The sequence below is a fragment of the Pseudomonas sp. P8_229 genome (assembly GCF_034008635.1).
Taxonomy (GTDB): domain Bacteria; phylum Pseudomonadota; class Gammaproteobacteria; order Pseudomonadales; family Pseudomonadaceae; genus Aquipseudomonas.
Map to the genome: position 1 here is coordinate 1561133 of NZ_CP125378.1, position 23367 is coordinate 1584499.

Consider the following 23367-nt stretch of genomic DNA (forward strand, 5'->3'; position numbering starts at 1 on the left):
CTATGGCCGCGCATTGATCTGTTGCTGCAGGTTCTGGATCTGCGCCTGCAGGGTGTTGAGGTTGCGGGTCATCTGCCCGCGAAATGCATCGAACTCGGTGGTATTGCCGCCGCCCTGTGGCGTTGCCGGACGATTGTCCTGCTCGCTCTTGAGGACCACGATTTCCTGCTCCAGACGCTCGATCGCCGCGTTCGAGTTGCCCTGTTTTTTCAGCGCGGTGATATCAGCACCCAGGCTTTTCAGTTGGGCGTCATAACTCTTGAGCAGTGCATCGACCTTGCCGGTGTCGGCCTGTGTGCTTTTCAGGGTCGCCAGTTCGGCACTCAAGGCTTTGACCTGAGCCTGCAACTGGGTGTTGGCGTTCTGTTGCTCAGTGGTCTGCGCGGTCATCTGCGCCAGGCGCTTGTCCAGATCACTGGCCTGACCGACCACGCCCTGTTGCTGCTTGCTCTGATCCACCAGCTTGTCTTCCAGCTGCTTGATCTGCAGCTTCAACGCTTCGCTGTCGCTGTTGACGTTACTCTGACTGGCCACCACTTTGCCGGAAATGTCCTGCAGGCGCCCCGCCGCTTCCTCGCTGATACGCGCAAAGCTCTCCTGGGTCGCGACCAACTGCTGCTCCATCAGCGAAATCTGCTGGAAGCTCCACCAGGCCAGACCGATGAAGGCGAAGAACAGCGCGCCGACCAGTGCCCACAACGGCCCGGTACTCGCGGCCTTGACCTTGACCACCGGTGGCGTGCGCGAATGCACGGCAGTGCGGGCGGTGGGTGCAATGTCATCGTCGTCAAAGGTGTCGGCCCGCAGGCTCGGTACATCGTCGAAATCGTCGTTGGCATCGTTACGCATGGACATTGAGGCAACCTTTGTGGAACGCGGTGATGGCTAAATGCTGCGAAGTATAACCGCCGCAGCCGCAGGGATTGACCCTCAAGCGGCGGTGCGGTTCATTGCCGGCCGGCGGACTTGTATCAACGGATGTCCTGAGCTTTCCACCAACTGCAGAACTCATCGAGGGCCGACCACAGGCTGACTTTCGGATCGTAGTCCAGATAATGCCGGGCGCGGCTGATGTCGAGGGTGAAATTTTTCTTCATGACCTGCATGCCCAGCCGCGACAGCGTGGGCTCCGGACGGCCCGGCCAGAGTTTGCAGGCGCCTTCGTTGAGTGCCGCGACGCTGTAGGCCAGACCATAAGAGCGATACTTGGTGACCTGCGGCACGTCCATTTTGCGCATCACGTAATTGACCACATCCCACAACGGCACTGGCGCGCCATTACTGATGTTGTAAGCCTTGCCCAGCGCGGAACCCGCCGCCAGCAGACTGCTGAGCAGCGCTTCGTTGAGGTTCTGCACGCTGGTGAAATCGACCTTGTTCAAGCCGTCGCCGATGATTGCCAGACGGCCCTTGCGCTGCATGTTCAGCAGACGCGGAAAGATGCTCATGTCGCCAGCGCCGGTGACAAAGCGCGGGCGCAGGGCAATGGTTTCCAGACCGAACTCCTGCGCGCCGAAGACCTTCTGCTCAGCCAGATACTTGGTTGCGGCGTAGTGATGCTTGAAGCGCTTGGGCACTTGCTCTTCGGTCAGGCCGAGGTGATCACGGCCATCGAAGTAGATCGACGGCGACGACAGATGCACCAGCCGCCGCACATGCTGTTTGAGGCAGGCCTCAACGATGTTTTCGGTGACCTGCACGTTGCCCTGATGAAAATCCTGATAACGCCCCCACAAGCCGACAGCACCAGCGCAGTGCACCACCGCTTCGACGTCGGCGCAGAGATCGCGCGCCAGATCCGCATCGGTGAGGTCGCCCGGGACGAACTCGGCGCCACGGCGCACCAGATGCTCGACGCTTTCGGCCCGGCGACCGTTGACCCGCACGTCCAGGCCCTGCTCAAGGGCGAAACGCGCAAAGCGCCCGCCAATGAAGCCGCTTGCGCCGGTGACCAGAATTTTCATGCAAAACTCCAACAAAAAAGCAGCTGCGAGCGTCAAGCCTCTGGCTGCAAGTTTAAAACGGTGCGCAGCGCTCTAGTTGCCGCTTGCAGCTTGACGCTTATGGCTGCTTCCAGGGCACCAGCCATTGTGACGAAGAACGTACCAATTGCTCGGTCAGCAACCCCAGCAACTGACCGCCATTGCGCCAATGATGCCAGTACAACGGCACATCGATCGGTTTATCTGGCAACAGTTCACGCAGTACGCCGCGTTGCAACTGCTCGCGCACTTGCAGTTCCGGCACCAGTCCCCAGCCCAGGCCGGCCTCGGTCAGGCGGATAAAACCTTCGGAGGACGGGCATAAATGGTGTTCGAATCCGCCATCGACGCCGAGCGATGCGAGGTAACGATGCTGGAGGAAATCGTCCGGGCCGAACACCAGCGCCGGGGTGCGCGGCAACTGCTCGGCGCGCACGCCATCAGGGAAATGCCGCTCGATGAACGCCGGACTCGCCAGCGCCCGATAACGCATCGCCCCGAGCAACACGCTGCGCGCGCCGGCTACCGGGCGTTCGCTGGCACAGACACACGCCGCCACTTCCCCGGCACGCATGCGTTTGAGACCGACGGTCTGATCCTCCACCACCAGATCGAGCAACAGATGTTGTTCGGCGCAGAAGTCCCCCACCGCCTCGGCCCACCAAGTGGCGAGGCTGTCGGCATTGAGCGCGATGCGCAGGCGCTCCGGCAGCCCTTCTTCATCCAGCGCCGGCACCAGCGTTTGCAAATCACGTTCGAGCAGGCGCACCTGCTGCACATGGTTGAGCAGGCGCCGGCCGATCTCGGTCGGCGACGGCGGCGTGCCGCGCACCAGCACCGGTTGGCCGACTCGCGCTTCCAGCAGTTTGATCCGCTGGGAAATCGCCGATTGCGAAAGGCCCAGCACCTGCGCGGCGCGTTCGAATCCGGCTTGCTCGACCACGGCGGCCAGAGCGGACAGTAATTTATAGTCGAACATCAGTTTTCCTAATGAGCGATCAGCACTATTGGTTTTTCTTATACCGCTTTCAACCGGAGAATAGCCAGCAAGCACTCTTTATCAAGGACCACTCAAATGGCTGGCGAAACCTCACTCACGACCTTGCTGCGCAGCATGAGCCCGCAGCTCAACGCCGGCGAATACGTGTTCTGTACCTTGCGCGACGGCCAGTTGCCGAGCGGCCTGGAGATTGTCGGCAGCTTTCGCGAACAGGAAGGCCTGACCGTGATTCTGCAACGCGCCCTCGCCGAACAGGCCGGCTTCAGCTTCGACTATGTAGCCGCGTGGATCACCCTGAACGTGCACTCGGCGCTGGAAGCGGTCGGCCTCACCGCCGCGTTCGCCACGGCACTGGGCAAGGCCGGGATCAGCTGCAACGTGATCGCCGGCTACTACCACGATCATTTGTTCGTCGGTCAGGCCGACGCCGAACGCGCCATGCAGGTACTGCGCGATCTCGCAGCCAACGCGGAGTAACTCCTTATGTGGCAAAGCTATGTAAACGGGCTGTTGGTGGCATTGGGGCTGATCATGGCGATCGGCACGCAGAACGCGTTTGTATTGGCGCAGAGCCTGCGCCGCGAACATCACTTGCCGGTGGCGGCGCTGTGCGTGGCGTGCGATGCACTGCTGGTGGCCGCCGGGGTGTTTGGTCTGGCCACGGTGCTGGCGCAGAACCCGACATTGTTGGCAGTGGCGCGCTGGGGCGGTGCGGTCTTTCTGATCTGGTATGGCAGCCAGGCGCTGCGCCGGGCGTTCTCGAAACAAAGCCTGGATCAGGGCGAAAATCAGACCGTGCGCTCGCTGCGCGCGGTCATGCTCAGCGCGTTGGCAGTGACGTTGCTCAATCCGCACGTGTATCTCGACACCGTGTTACTGATCGGCTCCCTTGGTGCGCAACAGTCGGTGCCGGGCGCTTATGTGGTGGGCGCGGCGAGTGCGTCGCTGCTGTGGTTTTTCACCCTCGCCCTCGGTGCCGCATGGCTCGCGCCGTGGCTGGCGCGACCGAGTACCTGGCGGATTCTCGATCTTCTCGTGGCGGTGATGATGTTCACCGTTGCAGGGCAATTGATTATCGCCAGCTGATTTATTCCAAAAGGCTAAGGGGGCGGCCTTCACTAAATGACGATCCGTCATTTAATGAGGGCATCCCCTTGAACCTCTATCCCACACAGTTGTTGCGTGGTTAAGCCTTGACCCCGGTGCTATGATCCGAACCCTGCGCCGCAAAGAGTAAAAACTCGTCGGTGCATTTCTGGCCGCCCGTGATCGGCCTTGCGCTCACCGCAACAGACCTGATTAGGAGAATCATCATGGCTTTCGAATTGCCGCCGCTGCCTTATGCACACGATGCCCTGCAGCCGCACATTTCCAAGGAAACCCTGGAATTTCACCACGACAAGCACCACAACACCTACGTCGTGAACCTGAACAACCTGGTGCCAGGCACCGAGTTCGAAGGCAAGACCCTGGAAGAAATCGTCAAATCCTCCTCGGGCGGTATCTTCAACAACGCCGCTCAGGTCTGGAACCACACGTTCTACTGGAACTGCCTGGCGCCAAACGCCGGCGGTCAACCAACCGGCGCACTGGCTGAAGCCATCAACGCTGCTTTCGGTTCGTTCGACAAGTTCAAGGAAGAGTTCAGCAAAACCTCGATCGGCACCTTCGGTTCCGGCTGGGGCTGGCTGGTGAAAAAGGCTGACGGTTCCCTGGCCCTGGCCAGCACCATCGGCGCCGGCAACCCGCTGACCAGCGGCGACACCCCGCTGCTGACCTGCGACGTCTGGGAACACGCTTACTACATCGACTACCGTAACCTGCGTCCGAAGTATGTTGAAGCGTTCTGGAACCTGGTCAACTGGAAGTTCGTTGCCGAGCAGTTCGAAGGCAAAACCTTCACCGCTTAAGCTGCGCGCCAGACAAAAAACCCGGCTTTTGCCGGGTTTTTTTATGCCCGGACAAAACCCCGGACGATGATCGTTCCCACGCTCCGCGTGGGCATGCAGCCCGTGACGCTCCGCGTCACTGGACGCAGAGCGTCCCTGGAGGCATTCCCACGCGGAGCGTGGGAACGATCAAGCCGTCTACCGCTGCTTGCTGCCGTGCCACTGCGGGCTACCATCAAAAAGAGGAAAAAATGCTGCGAACCGCTCAAGTTGAGGGCCAAAACTACCGACACAGTACAGATAGGGCTAATACTCCAAACAGCAGCATTCTGGCCAAGGCCACGGGCAAATCATCCCCGGTCTGATTGTCCCTTTGACTGCCAACACGGGATTGCCAATACTCATGGCAACTTGACGCTACCCGCACGGAACAAGGAATAACCCTTTGAAGCTGGAACTCAAGAACAGCTTGTCGGTGAAGTTGCTCCGGGTCGTGCTCCTTTCGGCATTGATCGTCGGCGTAGTCTTGAGCTGCGCCCAGATCGTCTTCGATGCCTACAAGACCCGCCAGGCTGTGGCCGGCGATGCCCAACGGATCCTCGACATGTTCCGCGACCCGTCCACTCAGGCTGTCTACAGTCTGGACCGGGAAATGGGCATGCAGGTGATCGAAGGCCTGTTCCAGGACGACGCCGTGCGCCAGGCCTCCATCGGCCATCCCAACGAGGCGATGCTCGCGCAAAAATCCCGTGAGTTGCAGCATTCCAACAGCCGCTGGCTGACCGACCTGATCCTCGGCCAGGAACGCACCTTCACCACCCAATTGGTCGGTCGCGGCCCGTACAGCGAATATTACGGTGACCTGAGCATCACCCTCGATACCGCCACCTACGGCGAGGGTTTCATCGTCAGTTCGGTGATCATTTTCATTTCCGGCGTATTGCGTGCCCTGGCCATGGGCCTGGTGCTGTATCTGGTCTATCACTGGCTGCTGACCAAACCGTTGTCGCGGATCATTGAGCACCTGACCGAAATCAATCCGGATCGCCCCAGCGAGCACAAGATTCCGCAGCTCAAGGGCCACGAGAAAAACGAACTCGGCATCTGGATCAACACCGCCAACCAACTGCTCGAATCCATCGAGCGCAACACCCATCTGCGCCACGAAGCGGAAAACAGCCTGCTGCGCATGGCCCAGTACGACTTCCTCACCGGCCTGCCGAACCGCCAGCAACTGCAGCAGCAACTGGACAAGATTCTGGTGGACGCCGGCAAGCTGCAACGCCGGGTCGCCGTGTTGTGTGTCGGGCTGGATGATTTCAAGGGGATCAACGAGCAATTCAGCTACCAGACCGGTGACCAGTTGTTGCTGGCGCTGGCCGATCGCCTGCGCGCCCACAGCGGCCGCCTCGGCGCCCTCGCCCGTCTGGGTGGCGACCAGTTCGCCCTGGTGCAGGCCGATATTGAACAGCCTTACGAAGCGGCGGAACTGGCGCAGAGCATCCTCGATGATCTGGAAGCGGCGTTTGCCCTCGATCATCAGGAAATCCGCCTGCGTGCGACCATCGGCATCACCCTGTTCCCCGAGGACGGCGACAGCACCGAGAAGCTGTTGCAGAAGGCCGAGCAGACCATGACGCTGGCCAAGACCCGTTCGCGCAACCGCTATCAGTTCTACATCGCCAGCGTCGACAGCGAGATGCGCCGGCGCCGTGAACTGGAAAAAGACCTGCGCGATGCGCTGATTCGCGATCAGTTCTATCTGGTCTATCAGCCACAGATCAGCTACCGCGATCACCGCGTGGTCGGGGTCGAAGCACTGATTCGCTGGCAGCACCCGGAACACGGCCTGGTGCCGCCGGACCTGTTCATCCCTTTGGCCGAGCAGAACGGCACGATCATCGCCATCGGCGAGTGGGTGCTCGATCAGGCCTGCAAGCAATTGCGCGAATGGCACGATCAGGGCTTCGTCGACCTGCGCATGGCGGTCAACCTGTCCACCGTGCAACTGCACCACGCCGAGCTGCCGCGGGTGGTCAACAACCTGCTGCAGATCTACCGCCTGCCGCCGCGTAGCCTGGAGCTGGAAGTCACCGAAACCGGCCTGATGGAAGACATCAGCACCGCCGCCCAGCACCTGCTGAGCCTGCGCCGCTCCGGGGCGCTGATCGCCATCGACGACTTCGGCACCGGCTATTCATCCCTCAGCTATCTGAAAAGCCTGCCGCTGGACAAGATCAAGATCGACAAGAGCTTCGTCCAGGACCTGCTGGATGACGACGACGATGCGACCATCGTTCGCGCGATCATTCAATTGGGCAAGAGCCTGGGCATGCAGGTGATTGCCGAGGGCGTGGAAACCGCCGAGCAAGAGTCCTACATCATCTCCGAAGGCTGTCACGAAGGTCAGGGTTACCACTACAGCAAGCCGCTGCCTGCCCGGGAACTGAGCGCCTATCTCAAACAAGCCCAGCGCAGCAACGCGGCGATCCTTTGATGCAGCGCATAACCCTCGGCTAAACAAGAAATATTTCCAGCCACAGCCCTTTACACATAATGCGAAAGATTTGCATTATGTCGCAGCTTTGCGCACCCCCGCGCCCTGTCCATTCCATTACCGAAGCAGGATGTTCGCCATGATTCGTATGCCTCTGGCTACCGCCAGTCTGCTGGCCATCGCTATTTCCCTCGCCGGTTGCGGCGAAGGCAAAGACAAGGCTGCCGCCCCGGCCGCGCCGACTCCGGCCGCCAGCACCGCCGCTGCAGCAGCACCTGCCGCCGCCGGTAAAGTCGATGAAGCCGCCGCCAAGGCTGTGGTCGCGCACTACGCCGACATGGTCTTCGCCGTCTACAGCGATGCCGAATCCACCGCGAAAACCCTGCAAACCGCTATCGACGCGTTCCTCGCCAAGCCGAACGCCGAGACGCTGAAAGCCGCTCGCGCTGCCTGGGTCGCCGCGCGCGTGCCTTATCTGCAGAGTGAAGTGTTCCGCTTCGGCAACACCATCATCGACGACTGGGAAGGCCAGGTTAACTCCTGGCCGCTGGACGAAGGCCTGATCGACTACGTCGACAAATCCTACGAGCACGCACTGGGTAACCCGGGCGCCACCGCCAACATCATCGCCAACACTGAAGTCCAGGTCGGCGAAGACAAGGTCGACGTAAAAGACATCACCCCGGAAAAACTCGCCAGCCTCAACGAGCTGGGCGGTTCCGAGGCCAACGTCGCCACCGGCTACCACGCCATCGAATTCCTGCTCTGGGGCCAGGATCTGAACGGCACAGGCCCGGGCGCCGGCAACCGTCCGGCTTCGGACTACCTGGAAGGCGCAGGCGCCACCGGCGGTCACAACGATCGTCGCCGCGCCTACCTGAAAGCCGTGACCCAACTGCTGGTCAGCGACCTGGAAGAAATGGTCGGCAACTGGAAGCCGAACGTGGCCGACAACTACCGCGCCACCCTGGAAGCCGAACCGGCTGAAAGCGGTCTGCGCAAAATGCTCTTTGGCATGGGCAGCCTGTCCCTGGGCGAACTGGCGGGCGAACGCATGAAGGTTTCCCTGGAAGCCAACTCGCCGGAAGACGAACAGGATTGCTTCAGCGACAACACCCACAACTCGCACTTCTACGATGCCAAAGGCATTCGTAACGTGTACCTGGGCGAGTACACCCGTGTCGACGGCACCAAAATGACCGGCGCCAGCCTGTCGTCGCTGGTGGCCAAGGCCGACCCGGCTGCCGACACCGCGCTGAAAGCCGATCTGGCCGCGACTGAAGCCAAGATCCAGGTCATGGTCGATCACGCCAACAAGGGTGAGCACTACGACCAGTTGATCGCTGCCGGCAACACTGCGGGCAACCAGATCGTGCGCGACGCTATCGCATCGCTGGTCAAGCAGACCGGTTCGATCGAAGCCGCTGCCGGCAAACTGGGCATCAGCGACCTGAACCCGGACAACGCTGATCACGAGTTCTGATCAACATCGTTCGATAATAAGGCGACCTCCGGGTCGCCTTTTTCATGCCTGCCATACACGCAACCCTGTGGGAGCGGGCTTGCTCGCGAAAACGCTGGGTCAGACACAGATGAATTGACTGACACACCGCCTTCGCGAGCAAGCCCGCTCCCACAGAGGCAACTGCGTTTCTCCAAATCACTGCGCTGTATCAAGCAAACGATAATTCCTCTTATTCAAACTCCCTCGCCCTGTTAGACTTTGCGCCTTTGTTTTCGCCCGTCTGCAGGATGTCTGATGCCCTCGCTGCCTCTTCGCTTGTCCGCACTGTTTCTGGCCCTGGGCCTGAGTGCCTGCGATGACGCCCCGCGTTTTACCAAGGCCGAGCCGGGTGAAGCGCGTTCGGGCGGTGCGGCGACCGTGCGCAAGACCGATCAGAACGCGTTCTCCCTGCCCTCAGCCAACCTGCCGCCGTCGCGCCGGGTCGATTTCAGTGTCGGCAACAGTTTCTTCCGCAGCCCGTGGGTGATCGCCCCGTCGACCACCACCGCCCGCGATGGCCTCGGCCCGCTGTTCAATACCAATGCCTGCCAGGGCTGCCATATCAAGGACGGCCGTGGCCATCCGCCACCGCCCGACGCGCCCAACGCCGTGTCGATGCTGGTCAGACTCTCGATCCCTGACACCCCGGAATTAGCCAAACTCATCGAGCAGGTCGGCGTGGTGCCTGAGCCGGTCTACGGCGGGCAGTTCCAGGACATGGCCGTGCCCGGCGTTACACCGGAAGGCAAAGTGCGTGTCGAATACACGCCAGTACCTATCCGTTTCAAGGACGGCACTGAAGTGGAACTGCGTAAACCGGTTCTGCAATTCAGCCAACTGGGCTACGGGCCGATGCACCCGGACACGCGTTTCTCGGCCCGCGTCGCGCCGCCGATGATCGGCCTCGGCCTGCTCGAAGCGATCCCGGAGGAAGCGATTCTTGCCAACGCCGCCGCGCAAGCTCAGAACAACAAGGGCATCAACGGGCGCCCGAATCAGGTATGGGATGACGCGCAGCAGAAGACCGTCATGGGCCGTTTTGGCTGGAAAGCCGGGCAGCCGAACCTCAATCAGCAGAATGTTCACGCGTTTTCCGGTGATATGGGCCTCACCACCAGCCTGAGACCGTTCGATGACTGCACCGACGCGCAAACCGCCTGCAAACAGGCGCCGAACGGCAATGGTCCGGACGGCGAGCCGGAAGTCAGCGACAACATCCTGCGCCTGGTGCTGTTCTACACCCGCAACCTCGCCGTGCCTGCACGCCGTGGTGTTAACGATGCAGACGTCATCGCCGGAAAGAATCTGTTTTTCCAGGCCGGCTGCGATTCGTGCCATACCCCGAAATACACCACCGTCGCCAACGCGGCCGAACCTGAACTGGCCAATCAAGTGATTCGCCCGTACAGCGATCTGCTGCTGCATGACATGGGCGACGGCCTGGCCGACAACCGCACTGAATTCCAGGCCTCCGGCCGCGACTGGCGCACCCCGCCGTTGTGGGGGATCGGCCTGACGCAGGCGGTCAGTGGCCACACTCAGTTTTTGCATGACGGCCGCGCCCGCAATCTGCTCGAAGCCGTGCTCTGGCATGGCGGCGAAGCACAGAAGGCGCAGCAACAGGTTTTGTCTTTCAACGCCGAACAGCGTGCCGCGCTGCTGGCGTTTTTGAACTCACTTTAAACACTAATAAAGAATCGGGAGCCCGACATGTTCCGTCCCAAGCTACTGTTCACCAGCCTCGCCGCATTGGCACTCGGCGCGTGCTCGCCACAAGATCCGCAAGCGGTCACCTCGGCGGCCATCGCCAAATCGGTGATCCTGCCGACCTACACCCGTTGGGTCGAGGCCGACAAGCAACTGGCCGTCAGCGCCCTCGCCTACTGCCAGGGCAAGGAAACCCTGGAAACCGCCCGCGCCGACTTCCTGCATGCGCAGAAAGCCTGGGCCGAGCTGCAACCGTTGTTGATCGGGCCATTGGCCGAGGGCAACCGTTCGTGGCAGGTGCAGTTCTGGCCGGACAAGAAAAACCTCGTCGGCCGTCAGGTCGAACAACTGGTCGTTGCCCAGCCGCAGATCGATGCCGCGGCCCTGGCCAAGTCGAGCGTGGTGGTACAAGGCCTGTCGGCTTACGAATACATCCTGTTCGATGCCAAGCCTGACGTCGCCAACGACGAACAGAAAGCCAAATACTGCCCGCTGCTGATCGCCATCGGCGAACGTCAGAAGCAACTGGCTGAAGAGATTCTGCAAACCTGGAACAACACCGACGGCATGCTCGCGCAAATGAGCAAGTTCCCTAACCAGCGTTATGCCGACTCCCACGAAGCGATCGCCGACCTGCTGCGTGTGCAGGTCACCGCCCTCGACACCCTGAAGAAAAAACTCGGCACGCCGATGGGCCGCCAGAGCAAGGGTGTGCCGCAGCCGTTCCAGGCCGATGCATGGCGCAGCCAGTCGTCGCTGACATCAATGGAAGCCAGCCTCGCTGCGGCCAAAACCGTGTGGGAAGGCGTCGACAACAAAGGCCTGCGCGGTCTGTTGCCAAGCGATCAGAAACCACTGGCGGACAAGATCGACGCTGCGTACGCCGCCTCGCTCAAACTGTTCGGCAGCACCCAGCGCTCGCTGACCGAAATGCTTCAGGACGACGCCGGTCGCCAGCAGCTCAACGACCTCTACGACAGCCTCAACGTCGTCCATCGCCTGCACGAAGGCGAACTGGCCAAGGCGCTGGGCATTCAACTGGGCTTCAACGCCAACGACGGTGACTGATGAGGGCAAGTGCCATGCTGCGACGCCAGGCTCTGACTTTAGGTAGTTTGCTGCTGGGAGCAGTGACTCTGGGCGGCTGGACGCTGTTCAAGCGCAAGGATCAGAGCCCGTTGCTGCTCTCGGCGCGCGATGACACCGATGGCAAGCACTACGCTGTCGGTTATCGGCTGGACGGCAGCCGGGTGTTCGCCACCGAGGTCGGCCAGCGTTGTCACGACATCATCAACCACCCGACGCTGCCAATCGCGCTGTTCGTCGCCCGTCGCCCGGGCACCGAAAGCTACCTGATCGACCTGCGCGACGGGGCGTTGCTGCAAACCGTGACGTCGCAGCCGAACCGGCATTTCTACGGCCACGCGGTGGTACACAAGGACGGCGAATACCTGTACGCCACCGAGAACGACACCAGCGATCCGGGTCGCGGCCTGCTCGGGGTGTACAAGTTCGAAGGCGAGCGGCTGGTGTACAGCGGCGAGATCTCCACCCATGGCCTCGGTCCGCATCAGGTGTCGTGGATGCCCGATGGCGAAACCCTGGTGGTGGCCAACGGCGGAATTCGTACCGAGGCGGAAAGCCGTGTCGACATGAACCTCAACGCCATGGAACCGAGCCTGGTGCTGATGCAACGCGACGGCACCCTGCTGAGCAAGGAAACCCTCGCCCAGCAGATGAACAGTGTGCGCCACCTGGGGATCGCCAGCGACGGCACCATCGTCGCCGGCCAGCAATTCATGGGCGCCTCTCACGAGCGCTCCGAGCTGTTGGCAATCAAGCGTCCGGGTCAGCCGTTCGTGGCGTTCCCGGTGCCGGATCATCAGTTGCAGTCGATGGGGCATTACACCGCCAGCGTCGCCGTGCACAGTGAACTGCGCCTGGTGGCGTTGACCGCGCCGCGCGGCAACCGGTTCTTCATCTGGGACCTGGACAGCGGCGAAGTGCGCCTCGACGCACCGTTGCCCGATTGCGCCGGTGTCGGTGCGGTGAAGGACGGTTTTGTCGTGACCTCGGGTCAGGGCCGTTGCCGCTACTACGATTGCCGTCAGGATGAGCTGCTGGCCAAACCGCTGGATCTGCCGGCGGGGCTCTGGGATAACCATCTGCACTTGATCGCATAAACCACCTGTTCTGAGTACGACTCATAACCTGTGGCGAGGGGACTTATCCCCGATCGGCTGCGCAGCAGTCGCAAAACCATCGCACACGGTTCAATTGACAGACCGCGGTTTCAGGTTTTGGGGCGGCTGCGCCACCCATCGGGGATAAATCCCCTCACCACAGGTTCAGTGTTCAGACTTCTTCACTCCGTCCTCACCTGTAAAAACTCGCAGTTGGAATCCGCCCCCGACTCGGAGTAATGTGCCCGACTGTCTCACCTGATTTATCCAAGGAACTGGAAATATGCTGCGTCGCCGCATGCTGATCATGTTGGGGGTTGTCTTGCTGGTCGTCCTGGTATTGGGCGGGTACAAAGCCTTTTCGATCTACACCATGATCCAGGGCTTCTCCAAACCCAAACCGCCAATCAGCGTCGCTGTGGCCAGCGCCACCGAACGGCCGTGGCAGATGCGTTTGCCCACCGTCGGCTCGCTGAAGGCATTGCAAGGCGTCGAGCTGAGCCTGGAAGTTGCCGGCACCGTCACTGAACTCAAATTCGAATCCGGACAGAAGGTCAAGGCCGGGCAACCGTTGCTGCAACTCGACAGCGCCGTCGAAGCCGCCCTGCTGGAAACCGCCAAGGCCGACCTGGGCCTGGCGCAACTGGACTTCGGGCGTGGCAGCCAGTTGATCGACAGCCGCGCCATCTCCAAAGGTGAATACGACCGGCTCTCGGCAGTGCTGCAAAAGGAGCGGGCCACGGTCAATCAGCTCAATGCAGCGCTGGCGAAAAAGCGCATCGTCGCGCCGTTCAGCGGCACCATCGGCATTCGCCAGGTCGACGTCGGCGACTACCTCGCCAGCGGCACCAAAATCGCCACCCTGCAGGATCTGAGCAGCCTCTACGCCGACTTCTACGTGCCGGAGCAGTCGATACCGAAACTGGCGATCGGCCAACCAGTGCAGATCGGCGTCGCGGCCTATCCCGGGCAGAACTTCCCCGGCGCCATCAGCGCGATCAACCCGATTGTCGAGAGCACCACGCGCAACATTCTGGTCCGCGCGACCCTGGCCAACCCAGACGGCAGGTTGTTGCCGGGCATGTTCGCCAGCCTTGAGGTGTTGCTGCCCGACCCGCAGAAACACATCGTAGTACCGGAAAGCGCGATCACTTACACCCTCTACGGCAACTCGCTGTACGTGGTCGGGCAAAAGAAGGCCGAGGACGGCAGCGTCGAAAAAGACGACAAGGGCCAACCCGTGCTGATCGCCGAACGGCGCTTCATCGAGACCGGCGAACGCCGCGATGGTCTGGTGATGATCAACAAGGGCGTGCACAACGGTGAACAAGTGGTGACCGCCGGCCAGATCAAACTGGACAACGGCGCACACATCGCCATCAGCGACGACAAGACCCTCGGCGAGCAGAACAGTCCGCCTCGCGCCGACTGATCAAGGAATCCCCATGGCTTTTACCGATCCGTTCATCCGCCGCCCGGTGCTCGCCACCGTGGTCAGCCTGCTGATTGTGCTGCTGGGTTTCCAGGCCTGGAGCAAGCTGCCGCTGCGCCAATACCCGCAAATGGAAAACGCCCTGATCACGGTGACCACTGCCTACCCCGGGGCCAACGCCGAGACCATTCAGGGCTACATCACCCAGCCGATGCAGCAGAGCCTGGCGAGCGCCGAAGGCATCGACTACATGACCTCGGTCAGCCGCCAGAACTTCTCGGTGATCTCGATCTACGCGCGTATCGGCTCCAACACCGACCGCCTGTTCACCGAACTGCTGGCCAAGGCCAACGAGGTGAAAAACAAGCTGCCGCAGGACGCCGAAGACCCGGTGCTGAGCAAGGAATCGGCCGACGCCTCGGCCCTCATGTACATCAGCTTCTTCAGCAAGGATTTGAGCAACCCGCAGATCACCGACTACCTGTCGCGGGTGATCCAGCCGAAACTGGCGACTCTGCCGGGCATGGCCGAAGCGGAGATTCTCGGTAATCAGGTGTTCGCCATGCGCCTGTGGCTCGACCCGGTGAAGCTTGCCGGTTTCGGCCTCAGTGCCAGCGACGTGACCAACGCGGTGCGCCAGTACAACTTCCTCTCTGCCGCAGGCGAAGTGAAGGGCGAGTACGTGGTCACCAGCATCAACGCCAACACCGAGCTGAAGTCCGCCGAAGCCTTCGCGGCGATTCCGCTCAAGGTCAGTGGCGACAGCCGCGTGCTGCTCAGCGATGTGGCGCGGGTCGAGATGGGCGCGGAAAACTACGATTCGATCAGTTCGTTCGGCGGCACGCCGTCGGTGTACATCGGCATCAAGGCCACGCCCGGGGCCAACCCGCTGGACGTGATCCGGGAAGTGCGCAAACTGATGCCGGAACTGGAAGCCCAGTTGCCGCCCAACCTCAAGAGCGAGATTGCCTACGACGCCACCCTGTTCATTCAGGCCTCGATCGACGAAGTGGTGAAAACCCTGTTCGAAGCGGTGCTGATCGTGATTGTGGTGGTGTTCCTGTTTCTCGGCGCGCTGCGCTCGGTGGTGATCCCGGTGGTGACCATCCCGCTGTCGATGATCGGCGTGATGTTCTTCATGCAGATGATGGGTTACTCGATCAATCTGCTGACCCTGCTGGCGATGGTGCTGGCGATCGGGCTGGTGGTGGACGACGCGATTGTCGTGGTGGAGAACATCCACCGGCATATCGAGGAGGGCAAAACGCCGCTGGAGGCTGCACTGGAAGGTGCCCGGGAAATCGCCATGCCGGTGGTGTCGATGACCATCACCCTGGCGGCAGTGTATGCGCCGATCGGTTTCCTCACCGGCCTGACCGGGGCGCTGTTCAAGGAGTTCGCCTTGACCCTGGCTGGCGCCGTGGTGATCTCCGGGATCGTGGCCCTGACCCTGTCGCCGATGATGTGCGCCCTGCTGTTGCGTCACGAGGAAAACCCCAGTGGCCTGGCGCATCGACTGGACCGCATCTTCGATGGCCTCAAGCGCCGCTATCAGAGCCTGTTGCACGGCACGCTGAACACTCGCCCGGTGGTGCTGGTGTTTGCCGTGATCGTGCTGTGTCTGATCCCGGTGTTCCTCAAGTTCACCAAGTCGGAACTGGCGCCGGATGAGGATCAGGGCATCATTTTCATGATGGCCAACGCCCCGCAGCCGACCAACCTCGACTACCTGAGCACCTACACCGACGAATTCATCAAGATCTTCAAGGAGTTTCCGGAGTACTACTCCTCGTTCCAGATCAACGGCTACAACGGTGTGCAATCGGGCATCGGCGGCTTCCTGCTCAAGCCGTGGAACGAACGCAGCCGCACCCAGATGCAGATCCTGCCCGAGGTGCAAGGCAAACTGGGCGCCATCCCGGGCCTGCAGATCTTCGGCTTCAACCTGCCCTCCCTGCCCGGCACCGGTGAAGGCTTGCCTTTCGAGTTCGTGATCAACACCGCCAATGACTACGAGTTGCTGCTGCAAGTGGCCGACCGGATCAAGAAGCGCGCGATGGAGTCGGGCAAGTTCGCCTTCGTCGACCTCGACCTGGCGTTCGACAAGCCGGAAGTGGTGGTCGACATCGACCGCGCCAAAGCCGCGCAGATGGGCGTGTCGATGCTCGACTTGGGCAGCACCCTGGCGACGCTGCTGGGCGAGGCGGAAATCAACCGCTTCACCATCGAAGGCCGTAGCTACAAGGTGATTGCCCAGGTCGAGCGACCGTTTCGCGAGAACCCTGGCTGGCTGAACAGCTACTACGTGAAAAACACCCAGGGCGAGCTGCTGCCACTGTCGACCCTGATCAAGGTCACCGACCGGGCGCGACCGCGTCAGCTCAACCAGTTCCAGCAACTCAACGCCGCGAAGGTCTCCGGATTCCCGCTGGTCAGCATGGGCGAGGCAATCGACACCGTGTTGCAGATTGCGCGGGAGGAAGCGCCGGCCGGTTTTGCCTTCGACTACGGCGGCGCCTCGCGCCAGTACGTGCAGGAAGGCAGCGCGCTGTGGGTGACCTTCGCCCTCGCGCTGGCGATCATTTTCCTGGTGCTGGCAGCGCAGTTCGAGAGCTTCCGCGACCCGTTGGTGATTCTGGTGACGGTGCCGCTGTCGATCTGCGGTGCGTTGATTCCGCTGTTCCTGGGCTGGTCGAGCATGAACATCTACACCCAGGTCGGGCTGGTGACGCTGATCGGGCTGATCAGCAAGCACGGGATCCTGATCGTCGAATTCGCCAACCAGTTGCGCAAGGACAAAGGCCTGACCGCGCGCGAGGCGGTCGAAGAAGCGGCGGCGATTCGCTTGCGGCCGGTGTTGATGACCACAGCAGCGATGGTGTTCGGCATGGTGCCGTTGATTCTGGCGACCGGTGCAGGCGCAGTGAGCCGGTTTGATATCGGCATGGTGATTGCCACCGGGATGTCGATCGGCACGTTGTTTACGCTGTTCGTGCTGCCGTGCATCTACACGCTGCTGGCGAAACCCGATCCGCAAGAAACCACATAACCCCTGTGGGAGCGAGCTTGCTCGCGAAAGCGGTTTTCCAGTCAACGGCAATGTTGACTGACACACCGCCTTCGCGAGCAAGCCCGCTCCCACAGGGGACGGTGTGATCCCGAAGACACGCAATAAAAAAGGCCTCGCAACTGCGAGGCCTTTTATTTGGGCTTCAATCGGTTCAACTCTGTGGCCTCATCCCTTGAGAAAGTCCGAACATGAACAGCAACAAATCATGGTCGGGTTTAGTGGCCACGGAGGCTTTCGCCACCCGTGGTACTGCGCAGTGAGCATCGCCCGTGGTGGCACCGATCACCTGCATGCGGGGCTGCTCCCAGGCCGCCACCGCCAATGAAGCAACTGCCAAGGCTCCAACCAAAAACAAACCTCGTGCAATTTCGAGTTTCATCGCTATAAACCTTTGATAGCGCTGCCAAACGCCGTCTCATAAAAGTAGACGAGTTTTTTCCAGTCCGTGTCGCTGAACGACGAATGGCGACGCAATTGCTTCATGTCATGGGCGGCCGCGCGATAAGCGGTCAGACGCTGGCGGCATTTTTCCAGATCGATCAATGCCACCTCGACCTGAGCCGAATCGCCCTCGCCGGTCACCCGTACAAATACGTGTTTGATGTAGATGCAGCTGTGCTGCCAACGGCCCTTGTGCATGCGCGCAAGGTTTTGTGCCAGGTCCTTCAGGACGCGTTCGTAGACCGCTTCGCCGTATTGGGCACGACCACCAGCGGCTTCCCACTTTTCGAGTTCGTCGAAACCGTCCAGCGACTTGGTCACCAGCAGGGCACGCCACTTGTATTGCGGATCAGGCTGCGCGCCGCAGAAGACGATTTGCGGTACGCGCACACCGAGTCGGCTGACGCCGGTCAGGGCATCCAGTTCGCGCAGCACCGTCGGGCGACCGAAGGGATGCAGCCAACTGCGGTAGATATGTCCGGTCTGGCGCTTGGCATACAGTAACTGGCCGTCTCGGCCCATGACTCGTTGCACACCACTTTCACCACCACGGCGTACGTTGGGTTCTTCCACCCATTCACCGCGCTGGTTCCAGAAGTAGTCGAAGCGATCCTGGGGAGCGACTTCCGTTTCTGCTGCTGTTTGCACCGCCATCCTGTTACCTCTTGCGTAATACGTAAACCCGCCACATGGCATAGAGCGGAATAAAGTCCAGTTGTTCCTGAATGCGAAAACCTGCTTCTTCGAATTCCTTTTCTACTGTCACAGCCGGTAACACAAACCGGTTCTGGTAACCTTCCTGCCCGCGACGTTTCTCGGCCCGCTTGCGTTTCCAGGCCTTGAAATTACCGTCGACCCACAACGAAATGATGACGCTGTCGCGAGTGACGCGCTCGAATTCGCGCAAAATCGCCCGCCGATGCTCGGCTTCACCGATGTGATGCAATAAACGCATGCAGAAAATGCTGTCGACGGCGTTATCCGGCAAGGCAATGTCGAACGCTGACGTGTGCAAAGGTTGTACCCGTTTCACTACGTCGGCCGGTTGCGATTGCATCGCGGTCTTGATCATCGATTCGGAATTGTCCGCGCCGATGATCACCCGGTTGGGCTTTTCCGCCAGCAACGGCCAGAAACGCCCTGCTCCGCACGGCAGGTCCAGGACCAAACCAGGCTCACCGGCCAGGGTCAGCGCCTTGCGAGCCACCTGCTCGTCCCGCCAATGAGACAACCGACGACCAAGACCGTCCTGATGCTTGCGCAAATATTTTTGCGCATGCTGGTCATCATACTTTTCGGAAAAATCGAGCTTGATCGGTCTGCTCATCTTCAGGGCTCCTGAATTACTGATACCCCTACCATAGGTAGTGGCATGTCAGCGTCAGGTCGTCCCTTTGTGAAAAAAACGTCAGGTAAACCGGCAATCTATTACAGGGTTTTACACAGGGAAAGCAATAGCGCGGGGCCATCAATGGGGCTCAGCGCAGCCCCAGCGTCACTTCGAAGCGGCAGCCATTCGGTTCCATAGTGCTCAAGGTTACTTCCCAGCCCTGGTTCTCGCAGATCCGCTGCACCAGCGACAAGCCCAGCCCAAGGCCTTCGCCGCGCTTTTCATTGCCGCGCACGAAGGGCTGGAACATGGCTTCGCGTTTCTCCTCGGGAATCCCGACGCCCGAGTCTTCGACGACGAATCCGTTGTCGTTGAGTGTCAGGCGAATGAACCCCTGTTCGGTGTAGTGGCAGGCATTGCGCAGCAGGTTGCCCATGACGGCGCCGAGCAGGGTGGCGTTGAAGCAGGTGTCCGGCGGATTGCCCGGCTCGAACATCAGGCGCAGTCCTTTGGACTCGATTGGTTCGCGCCAGAGACTCAACAGCCCATCGGCCACTCTGGCGATGTTCTGCTGCGGCGCGGAACCGGCGTCTTCACGCTGGGCGCGGGCGAGCATCAGGAAGGTCTGCACCAGCTCGCGCATTTCCTGGCTGGCACGGGCGATACGCTCGACCTGGGCCCGGCCGCGTTGATCCAGTCCCGGGTTTTCCAAAAGCAATTCGCAGGAACTGGCCAACACCATCAACGGTGTACGCAGTTCATGGCTGACGTCGCTGGTGAATAGCCGCTCGCGGGTCAGCGCCTGACGCAGGCGCCCGAGCGTGGCATCGAACGCCACTGCCAGTTCGCCGACTTCGTCAGCCGCATAGTCCGGTGCCAACGGCGGCGCCAGCCCCAGCAGTTGATCGCGGTGCCGCACTTGCCGCGCCAGTCGCACCACCGGCGCCATGACCTTGCGCGCCAACACCCAGCCGAGAAACACCGCCAGCGCCAGACTGAGCACGAAGCCCACCAGCACCACGGCGAACAGCACGCGTTCGCGCTCTTCGAAATCGCTTTGATCCTGCAGCAACACATAGCGGCGACCGTCGACGATCTCGACCATCGCGTGATACGACAGTTGTTCGCGGAACACTTCGTGGAAGCCCGCATCGAGGTGACGCAGGTCCTTGGGCAGCTCGAAATCACCCGGGCCGCCGCTGAAATAAAACAACTGGTCCGGTTCCGGGCGATGGCTCCAGTCCGAGACATTGTCCATCAGCAGCAGACGCTGCAGGTCGCCGCCCAGTCCCGCCGAAATCAGTTTCTCCTCCACCAGATGCACGGTCGCCACAATGCCCATGGCGAAGGCCCCGGCCACCAGTGCACTCATCAGCGCAAAGGCGATGATGATCCGCTGGGAAAGGCTTTGCTTAAACTCCATCACGCCCCTCGGCCAGGCGGTAACCCACACCGTGCACGGTTTGCAGCAACGGTTTGGCGAATGGCTTGTCAATCACCTGACGCAATTGGTGGACGTGGCTGCGCAAGCTGTCGCTGTCCGGACAGTCATCGCCCCACAGCGCTTCCTCGAGAATTTCCCGACGCAGCACGTGAGGACTCTTCTGCATCAATACCGCCAGCAGTTTCAGGCCGACCGGGTTGAGTTTGAGCAGCTTGCCCTCGCGGGTCACCTCCAGAGTATCGAGGTCGTAGGTCAGATCACCGACCTGCAGCGCACGGCGTCCGCCACCCTGAGTGCGGCGCATCACGGCCTCCACTCGCGCTGCCAGTTCGGACAGGGCAAACGGTTTGACCAGGTAATCGTCGGCCCCGGACTTGAAGCCCTGCAGGCGGTCGTCCAGTTGATCGCGGGCGGTGAGCATGATCACCGGGGTGTCGCGCCGGGCGTCTTCACGCAGGCGTTTGCACAGGGTGTAGCCGTCGATCCCGGGCAACATGATGTCGAGCACGATCAGGTCGTAATGCTCGGTGGCGGCCAGATGCAGGCCCGACAAGCCGTCCTGGGCACAATCGACGGTATAGCCTTTGAGCCCCAGGTAATCGGCCAGGTTGGCCAGGATATCGCGGTTGTCTTCGACCAATAGAATTCGCATTGGCATTTCCTCCGTACACAGTAACGGCCGTCTTGGCCCGCGCAGCTTAAGGCCAACGCCGGTTCAGGGCTAGGGCCGGCAAGCGCGCAGGTCGATTTGTCCAAAAAAATTAAATATTTAACAAAGTTTTCACTATCGATTCACAACCTGATTACAGTGGCGCCGCGACACTCGCGCGCCATTGATATAAGGAAAACGAAACAATGGACCCTTTCAAGACAGCGCCCATGCGCTTTCTGCTGCTTATCACCGGCGCCTGGCTGGTCATTTTTCTCCTCACCCGAGCGGTATTGCTGCTGACTCACCTGGATGAAGCCGGTGGCTTCGCCCTCTCCGTGTTCGGCATCGGCGCGCTCTATGACCTGGGGTTCCTGGCTTACGCGGCGCTGCCGATGGGCCTGTACCTGCTGCTCTGCCCGCCGGGCCTGTGGCGGCGTCGCGGGCATCGCGGGTTCCTGCGCGCCCTGCTGACCATCAGCCTGTTCGCGATGCTGTTCGTGGCGGTGGCCGAATGGCTGTTCTGGGACGAGTTCGGCGTGCGCTTCAACTTCATCGCCGTCGATTACCTGGTGTATTCCGACGAAGTGCTGAACAACGTCCTCGAGTCGTACCCGATCGGTAAACTGCTGAGCCTCCTCGCGGTGCTGGCCGTGGTGATCAGTTTCGCCCTGCGCAAACCATTCAATGCGGCCATGAATGCCCCGCTGCCACCGCTGCGCGCACGGCTGCTGAATGCACTGGGCCTGTTGATCGTCGCCGGTTTGAGCCTGCAACTGCTCAGCCAGGACGCACCTCGCGCCCAGGGCGGCAACGCTTACCAGAACGAACTGGCCAGCAACGGCCCGTATCAGTTCTTCGCCGCGTTCCGTAACAATGAGCTGGACTACGCCCAGTTCTACAAGAGCCTGCCAGCGGAAAAAGTCGCCGGTGAGATCCGTGCCGAGCTGAGTGAAAGCAACGCTCGCTTCATCGGCCAGGACCCGCAGGACATCCGCCGGGTGATCGACAACCCCGGTACTGCGCGTAAACCGAACATTGTGCTGGTGACCATCGAAAGCCTGAGCGCCAAGTACCTGGGCAGCAACGGTGACGGTCGCAACCTGACGCCGAACCTCGACGCCTTGCGCAAGCAGAGCCTGTACTTCAACAACTTCTACGCCACCGGCACCCGCACCGACCGTGGCCTGGAAGCGATCACCCTGGCCATCCCGCCGACGCCGGGTCGCTCGATCGTCAAGCGCATCGGCCGTGAAAGCGGTTTCGCCAGCCTTGGCCAACAGCTGAGCGCCGTGGGTTATGACAGTGTGTTCGTCTACGGCGGACGCGGTTACTTCGACAACATGAACGCGTTCTTCAGCGGCAACGGCTATCGCGTCGTCGACCAGAGCAGCGTCGATGAAGCCGAAATCCACTTCAAGAACGCCTGGGGCATGGCCGACGAGGATCTGTATCGCCAGACCCTGAAGCTGGCGGACGCCGATTACGCCAAGCAGCAACCGTTCCTGCTGCAGTTGATGACCACGTCCAACCATCGTCCTTACACCTATCCGGACAACCGGATCGACATCAAATCCGGCAACGGCCGTGATGGTGCGGTGAAGTACACCGATTACGCGATTGGTCAGTTCCTTGAGCAGGCCCGCCAGAAACCGTGGTTCGACAACACGATCTTCATCTTCGTCGCCGACCACACCGCTGGCAGCGCCGGCAAAGAAGACTTGCCGATCGCCAACTATCAGATCCCGCTGTTCATCTACGCGCCGAGAATGATCGAGGCACGCGAGAGCGCGCAACTGGCCAGCCAGATCGACCTCGCCCCGACGCTGCTGGGCTTGCTGAATCTGGACTACACCTCGACGTTCTTCGGCCGCAACCTGTTGCTGGACAACCCGCTGCCACCGCGCGTGGTAGTCGGCAACTATCAGCATCTGGGTCTGTTCGATGGCAAGGATCTGGCGATTCTCAGTCCGCGCCAGGGCTTGCGCCGGCATGACGATGCGCTGACCGAAAGCCGCGAATCACGGGTTACCAGTGACGACCCGCTGATCACCCGCGCGATCACCTATTATCAGACCGCCAGTTATGGCTTCAAACAGCAGCTGTTGAGCTGGAAGCCTGCGAAGGACAACACGGCGCAGGTCAGCGAACAGTAACCGTTAATAGAAACGCCCCGGGCTGATGCACCGGGGCGTTTTTTTTTGCGCAACCGGTTAGTGCAGGAAACACAGATCGCCCT

Annotated in this window: 19 protein-coding genes; 11 read left to right on the top strand and 8 right to left on the bottom strand. The window is 61.0% G+C overall.

Translation table 11 applies throughout. The features are described from left to right. The 3 genes from QMK55_RS07015 to QMK55_RS07025 all read right to left on the bottom strand — a co-directional run bounded on the left by QMK55_RS07015 (window position 1) and on the right by QMK55_RS07025 (window position 2961). Window positions 1-855, bottom strand: coding sequence for an ATPase (locus QMK55_RS07015; RefSeq protein ID WP_320328932.1), 855 nt, complete (start codon window positions 853-855; stop codon window positions 1-3). A 116-nt stretch (window positions 856-971) separates the two neighbouring features. Then, window positions 972-1964 (bottom strand): NAD-dependent epimerase/dehydratase family protein, encoded by a 993-nt coding sequence (locus QMK55_RS07020; RefSeq protein ID WP_102354979.1) that lies wholly within the window; start codon window positions 1962-1964, stop codon window positions 972-974. 97 nt (window positions 1965-2061) lie between these two features. Continuing rightward, window positions 2062-2961 (bottom strand): LysR family transcriptional regulator ArgP, encoded by a 900-nt coding sequence (locus QMK55_RS07025; protein ID WP_320328933.1) that lies wholly within the window; start codon window positions 2959-2961, stop codon window positions 2062-2064. A 96-nt stretch (window positions 2962-3057) separates the two neighbouring features. Between QMK55_RS07025 and QMK55_RS07030 the strand changes: the two genes are divergently transcribed. The 10 genes from QMK55_RS07030 (at window position 3058) to QMK55_RS07075 (ending at window position 17243) form a co-directional block, all read left to right on the top strand. Continuing rightward, window positions 3058-3459: an ACT domain-containing protein gene (locus QMK55_RS07030; protein WP_102354977.1), complete on the top strand. Its 402-nt coding sequence runs from the start codon at window positions 3058-3060 to the stop codon at window positions 3457-3459. A 6-nt stretch (window positions 3460-3465) separates the two neighbouring features. Next, on the top strand, window positions 3466-4068 hold the full coding sequence (locus tag QMK55_RS07035) for a LysE/ArgO family amino acid transporter (RefSeq protein WP_102354976.1): 603 nt from the start codon (window positions 3466-3468) through the stop codon (window positions 4066-4068). Window positions 4069-4295: 227 nt separating this feature from the next. Beyond that, complete coding sequence (locus QMK55_RS07040) at window positions 4296-4892, top strand: superoxide dismutase (RefSeq protein ID WP_102354975.1); 597 nt, start codon at window positions 4296-4298, stop codon at window positions 4890-4892. Window positions 4893-5316: 424 nt separating this feature from the next. Then, window positions 5317-7368, top strand: coding sequence for a putative bifunctional diguanylate cyclase/phosphodiesterase (locus tag QMK55_RS07045; RefSeq protein WP_102354974.1), 2052 nt, complete (start codon window positions 5317-5319; stop codon window positions 7366-7368). 139 nt (window positions 7369-7507) lie between these two features. Further along, window positions 7508-8851, top strand: coding sequence for an imelysin family protein (locus tag QMK55_RS07050; protein WP_320328934.1), 1344 nt, complete (start codon window positions 7508-7510; stop codon window positions 8849-8851). Window positions 8852-9127: 276 nt separating this feature from the next. Next, complete coding sequence (locus tag QMK55_RS07055) at window positions 9128-10555, top strand: di-heme oxidoredictase family protein (RefSeq protein ID WP_320328935.1); 1428 nt, start codon at window positions 9128-9130, stop codon at window positions 10553-10555. Between the two features lie 27 nt (window positions 10556-10582). After that, window positions 10583-11647: an imelysin family protein gene (locus QMK55_RS07060; protein ID WP_102354971.1), complete on the top strand. Its 1065-nt coding sequence runs from the start codon at window positions 10583-10585 to the stop codon at window positions 11645-11647. A gap of 14 nt (window positions 11648-11661) precedes the next feature. Further along, window positions 11662-12762, top strand: coding sequence for a DUF1513 domain-containing protein (locus QMK55_RS07065; protein ID WP_320328936.1), 1101 nt, complete (start codon window positions 11662-11664; stop codon window positions 12760-12762). Between the two features lie 283 nt (window positions 12763-13045). After that, window positions 13046-14194, top strand: a complete 1149-nt coding sequence (locus QMK55_RS07070) for an efflux RND transporter periplasmic adaptor subunit (RefSeq protein ID WP_320328937.1) — start codon at window positions 13046-13048, stop codon at window positions 14192-14194. Window positions 14195-14207: 13 nt separating this feature from the next. Continuing rightward, window positions 14208-17243, top strand: a complete 3036-nt coding sequence (locus QMK55_RS07075; RefSeq protein WP_320328938.1) for a multidrug efflux RND transporter permease subunit — start codon at window positions 14208-14210, stop codon at window positions 17241-17243. 172 nt (window positions 17244-17415) lie between these two features. On the opposite strand, the gene QMK55_RS07085 is transcribed toward QMK55_RS07075, so the two are convergent. The 5 genes from QMK55_RS07085 to QMK55_RS07105 form a co-directional block, all read right to left on the bottom strand. Further along, on the bottom strand, window positions 17416-17643 hold the full coding sequence (locus tag QMK55_RS07085; RefSeq protein WP_025111684.1) for a hypothetical protein: 228 nt from the start codon (window positions 17641-17643) through the stop codon (window positions 17416-17418). A 2-nt stretch (window positions 17644-17645) separates the two neighbouring features. Continuing rightward, window positions 17646-18359, bottom strand: a complete 714-nt coding sequence (locus QMK55_RS07090; protein ID WP_102354966.1) for a lipopolysaccharide kinase InaA family protein — start codon at window positions 18357-18359, stop codon at window positions 17646-17648. Window positions 18360-18363: 4 nt separating this feature from the next. After that, window positions 18364-19032 (bottom strand): class I SAM-dependent methyltransferase, encoded by a 669-nt coding sequence (locus tag QMK55_RS07095; RefSeq protein WP_102354965.1) that lies wholly within the window; start codon window positions 19030-19032, stop codon window positions 18364-18366. Between the two features lie 151 nt (window positions 19033-19183). Further along, the gene (locus tag QMK55_RS07100) at window positions 19184-20458 is read right to left on the bottom strand and encodes a HAMP domain-containing sensor histidine kinase (RefSeq protein ID WP_320328939.1); all 1275 of its coding nucleotides are present in this window, start codon (window positions 20456-20458) and stop codon (window positions 19184-19186) included. Then, window positions 20448-21131, bottom strand: coding sequence for a response regulator transcription factor (locus tag QMK55_RS07105; RefSeq protein ID WP_025111688.1), 684 nt, complete (start codon window positions 21129-21131; stop codon window positions 20448-20450). The genes QMK55_RS07100 and QMK55_RS07105 overlap by 11 nt, the downstream gene beginning before the upstream one ends. Before the next feature lie 203 nt (window positions 21132-21334). Here QMK55_RS07105 and QMK55_RS07110 point away from each other — a divergent pair, with 203 nt between their 5' ends. Then, on the top strand, window positions 21335-23284 hold the full coding sequence (locus QMK55_RS07110; protein WP_102354963.1) for an LTA synthase family protein: 1950 nt from the start codon (window positions 21335-21337) through the stop codon (window positions 23282-23284). The last annotated feature ends 83 nt before the right edge of the window (window positions 23285-23367 follow it).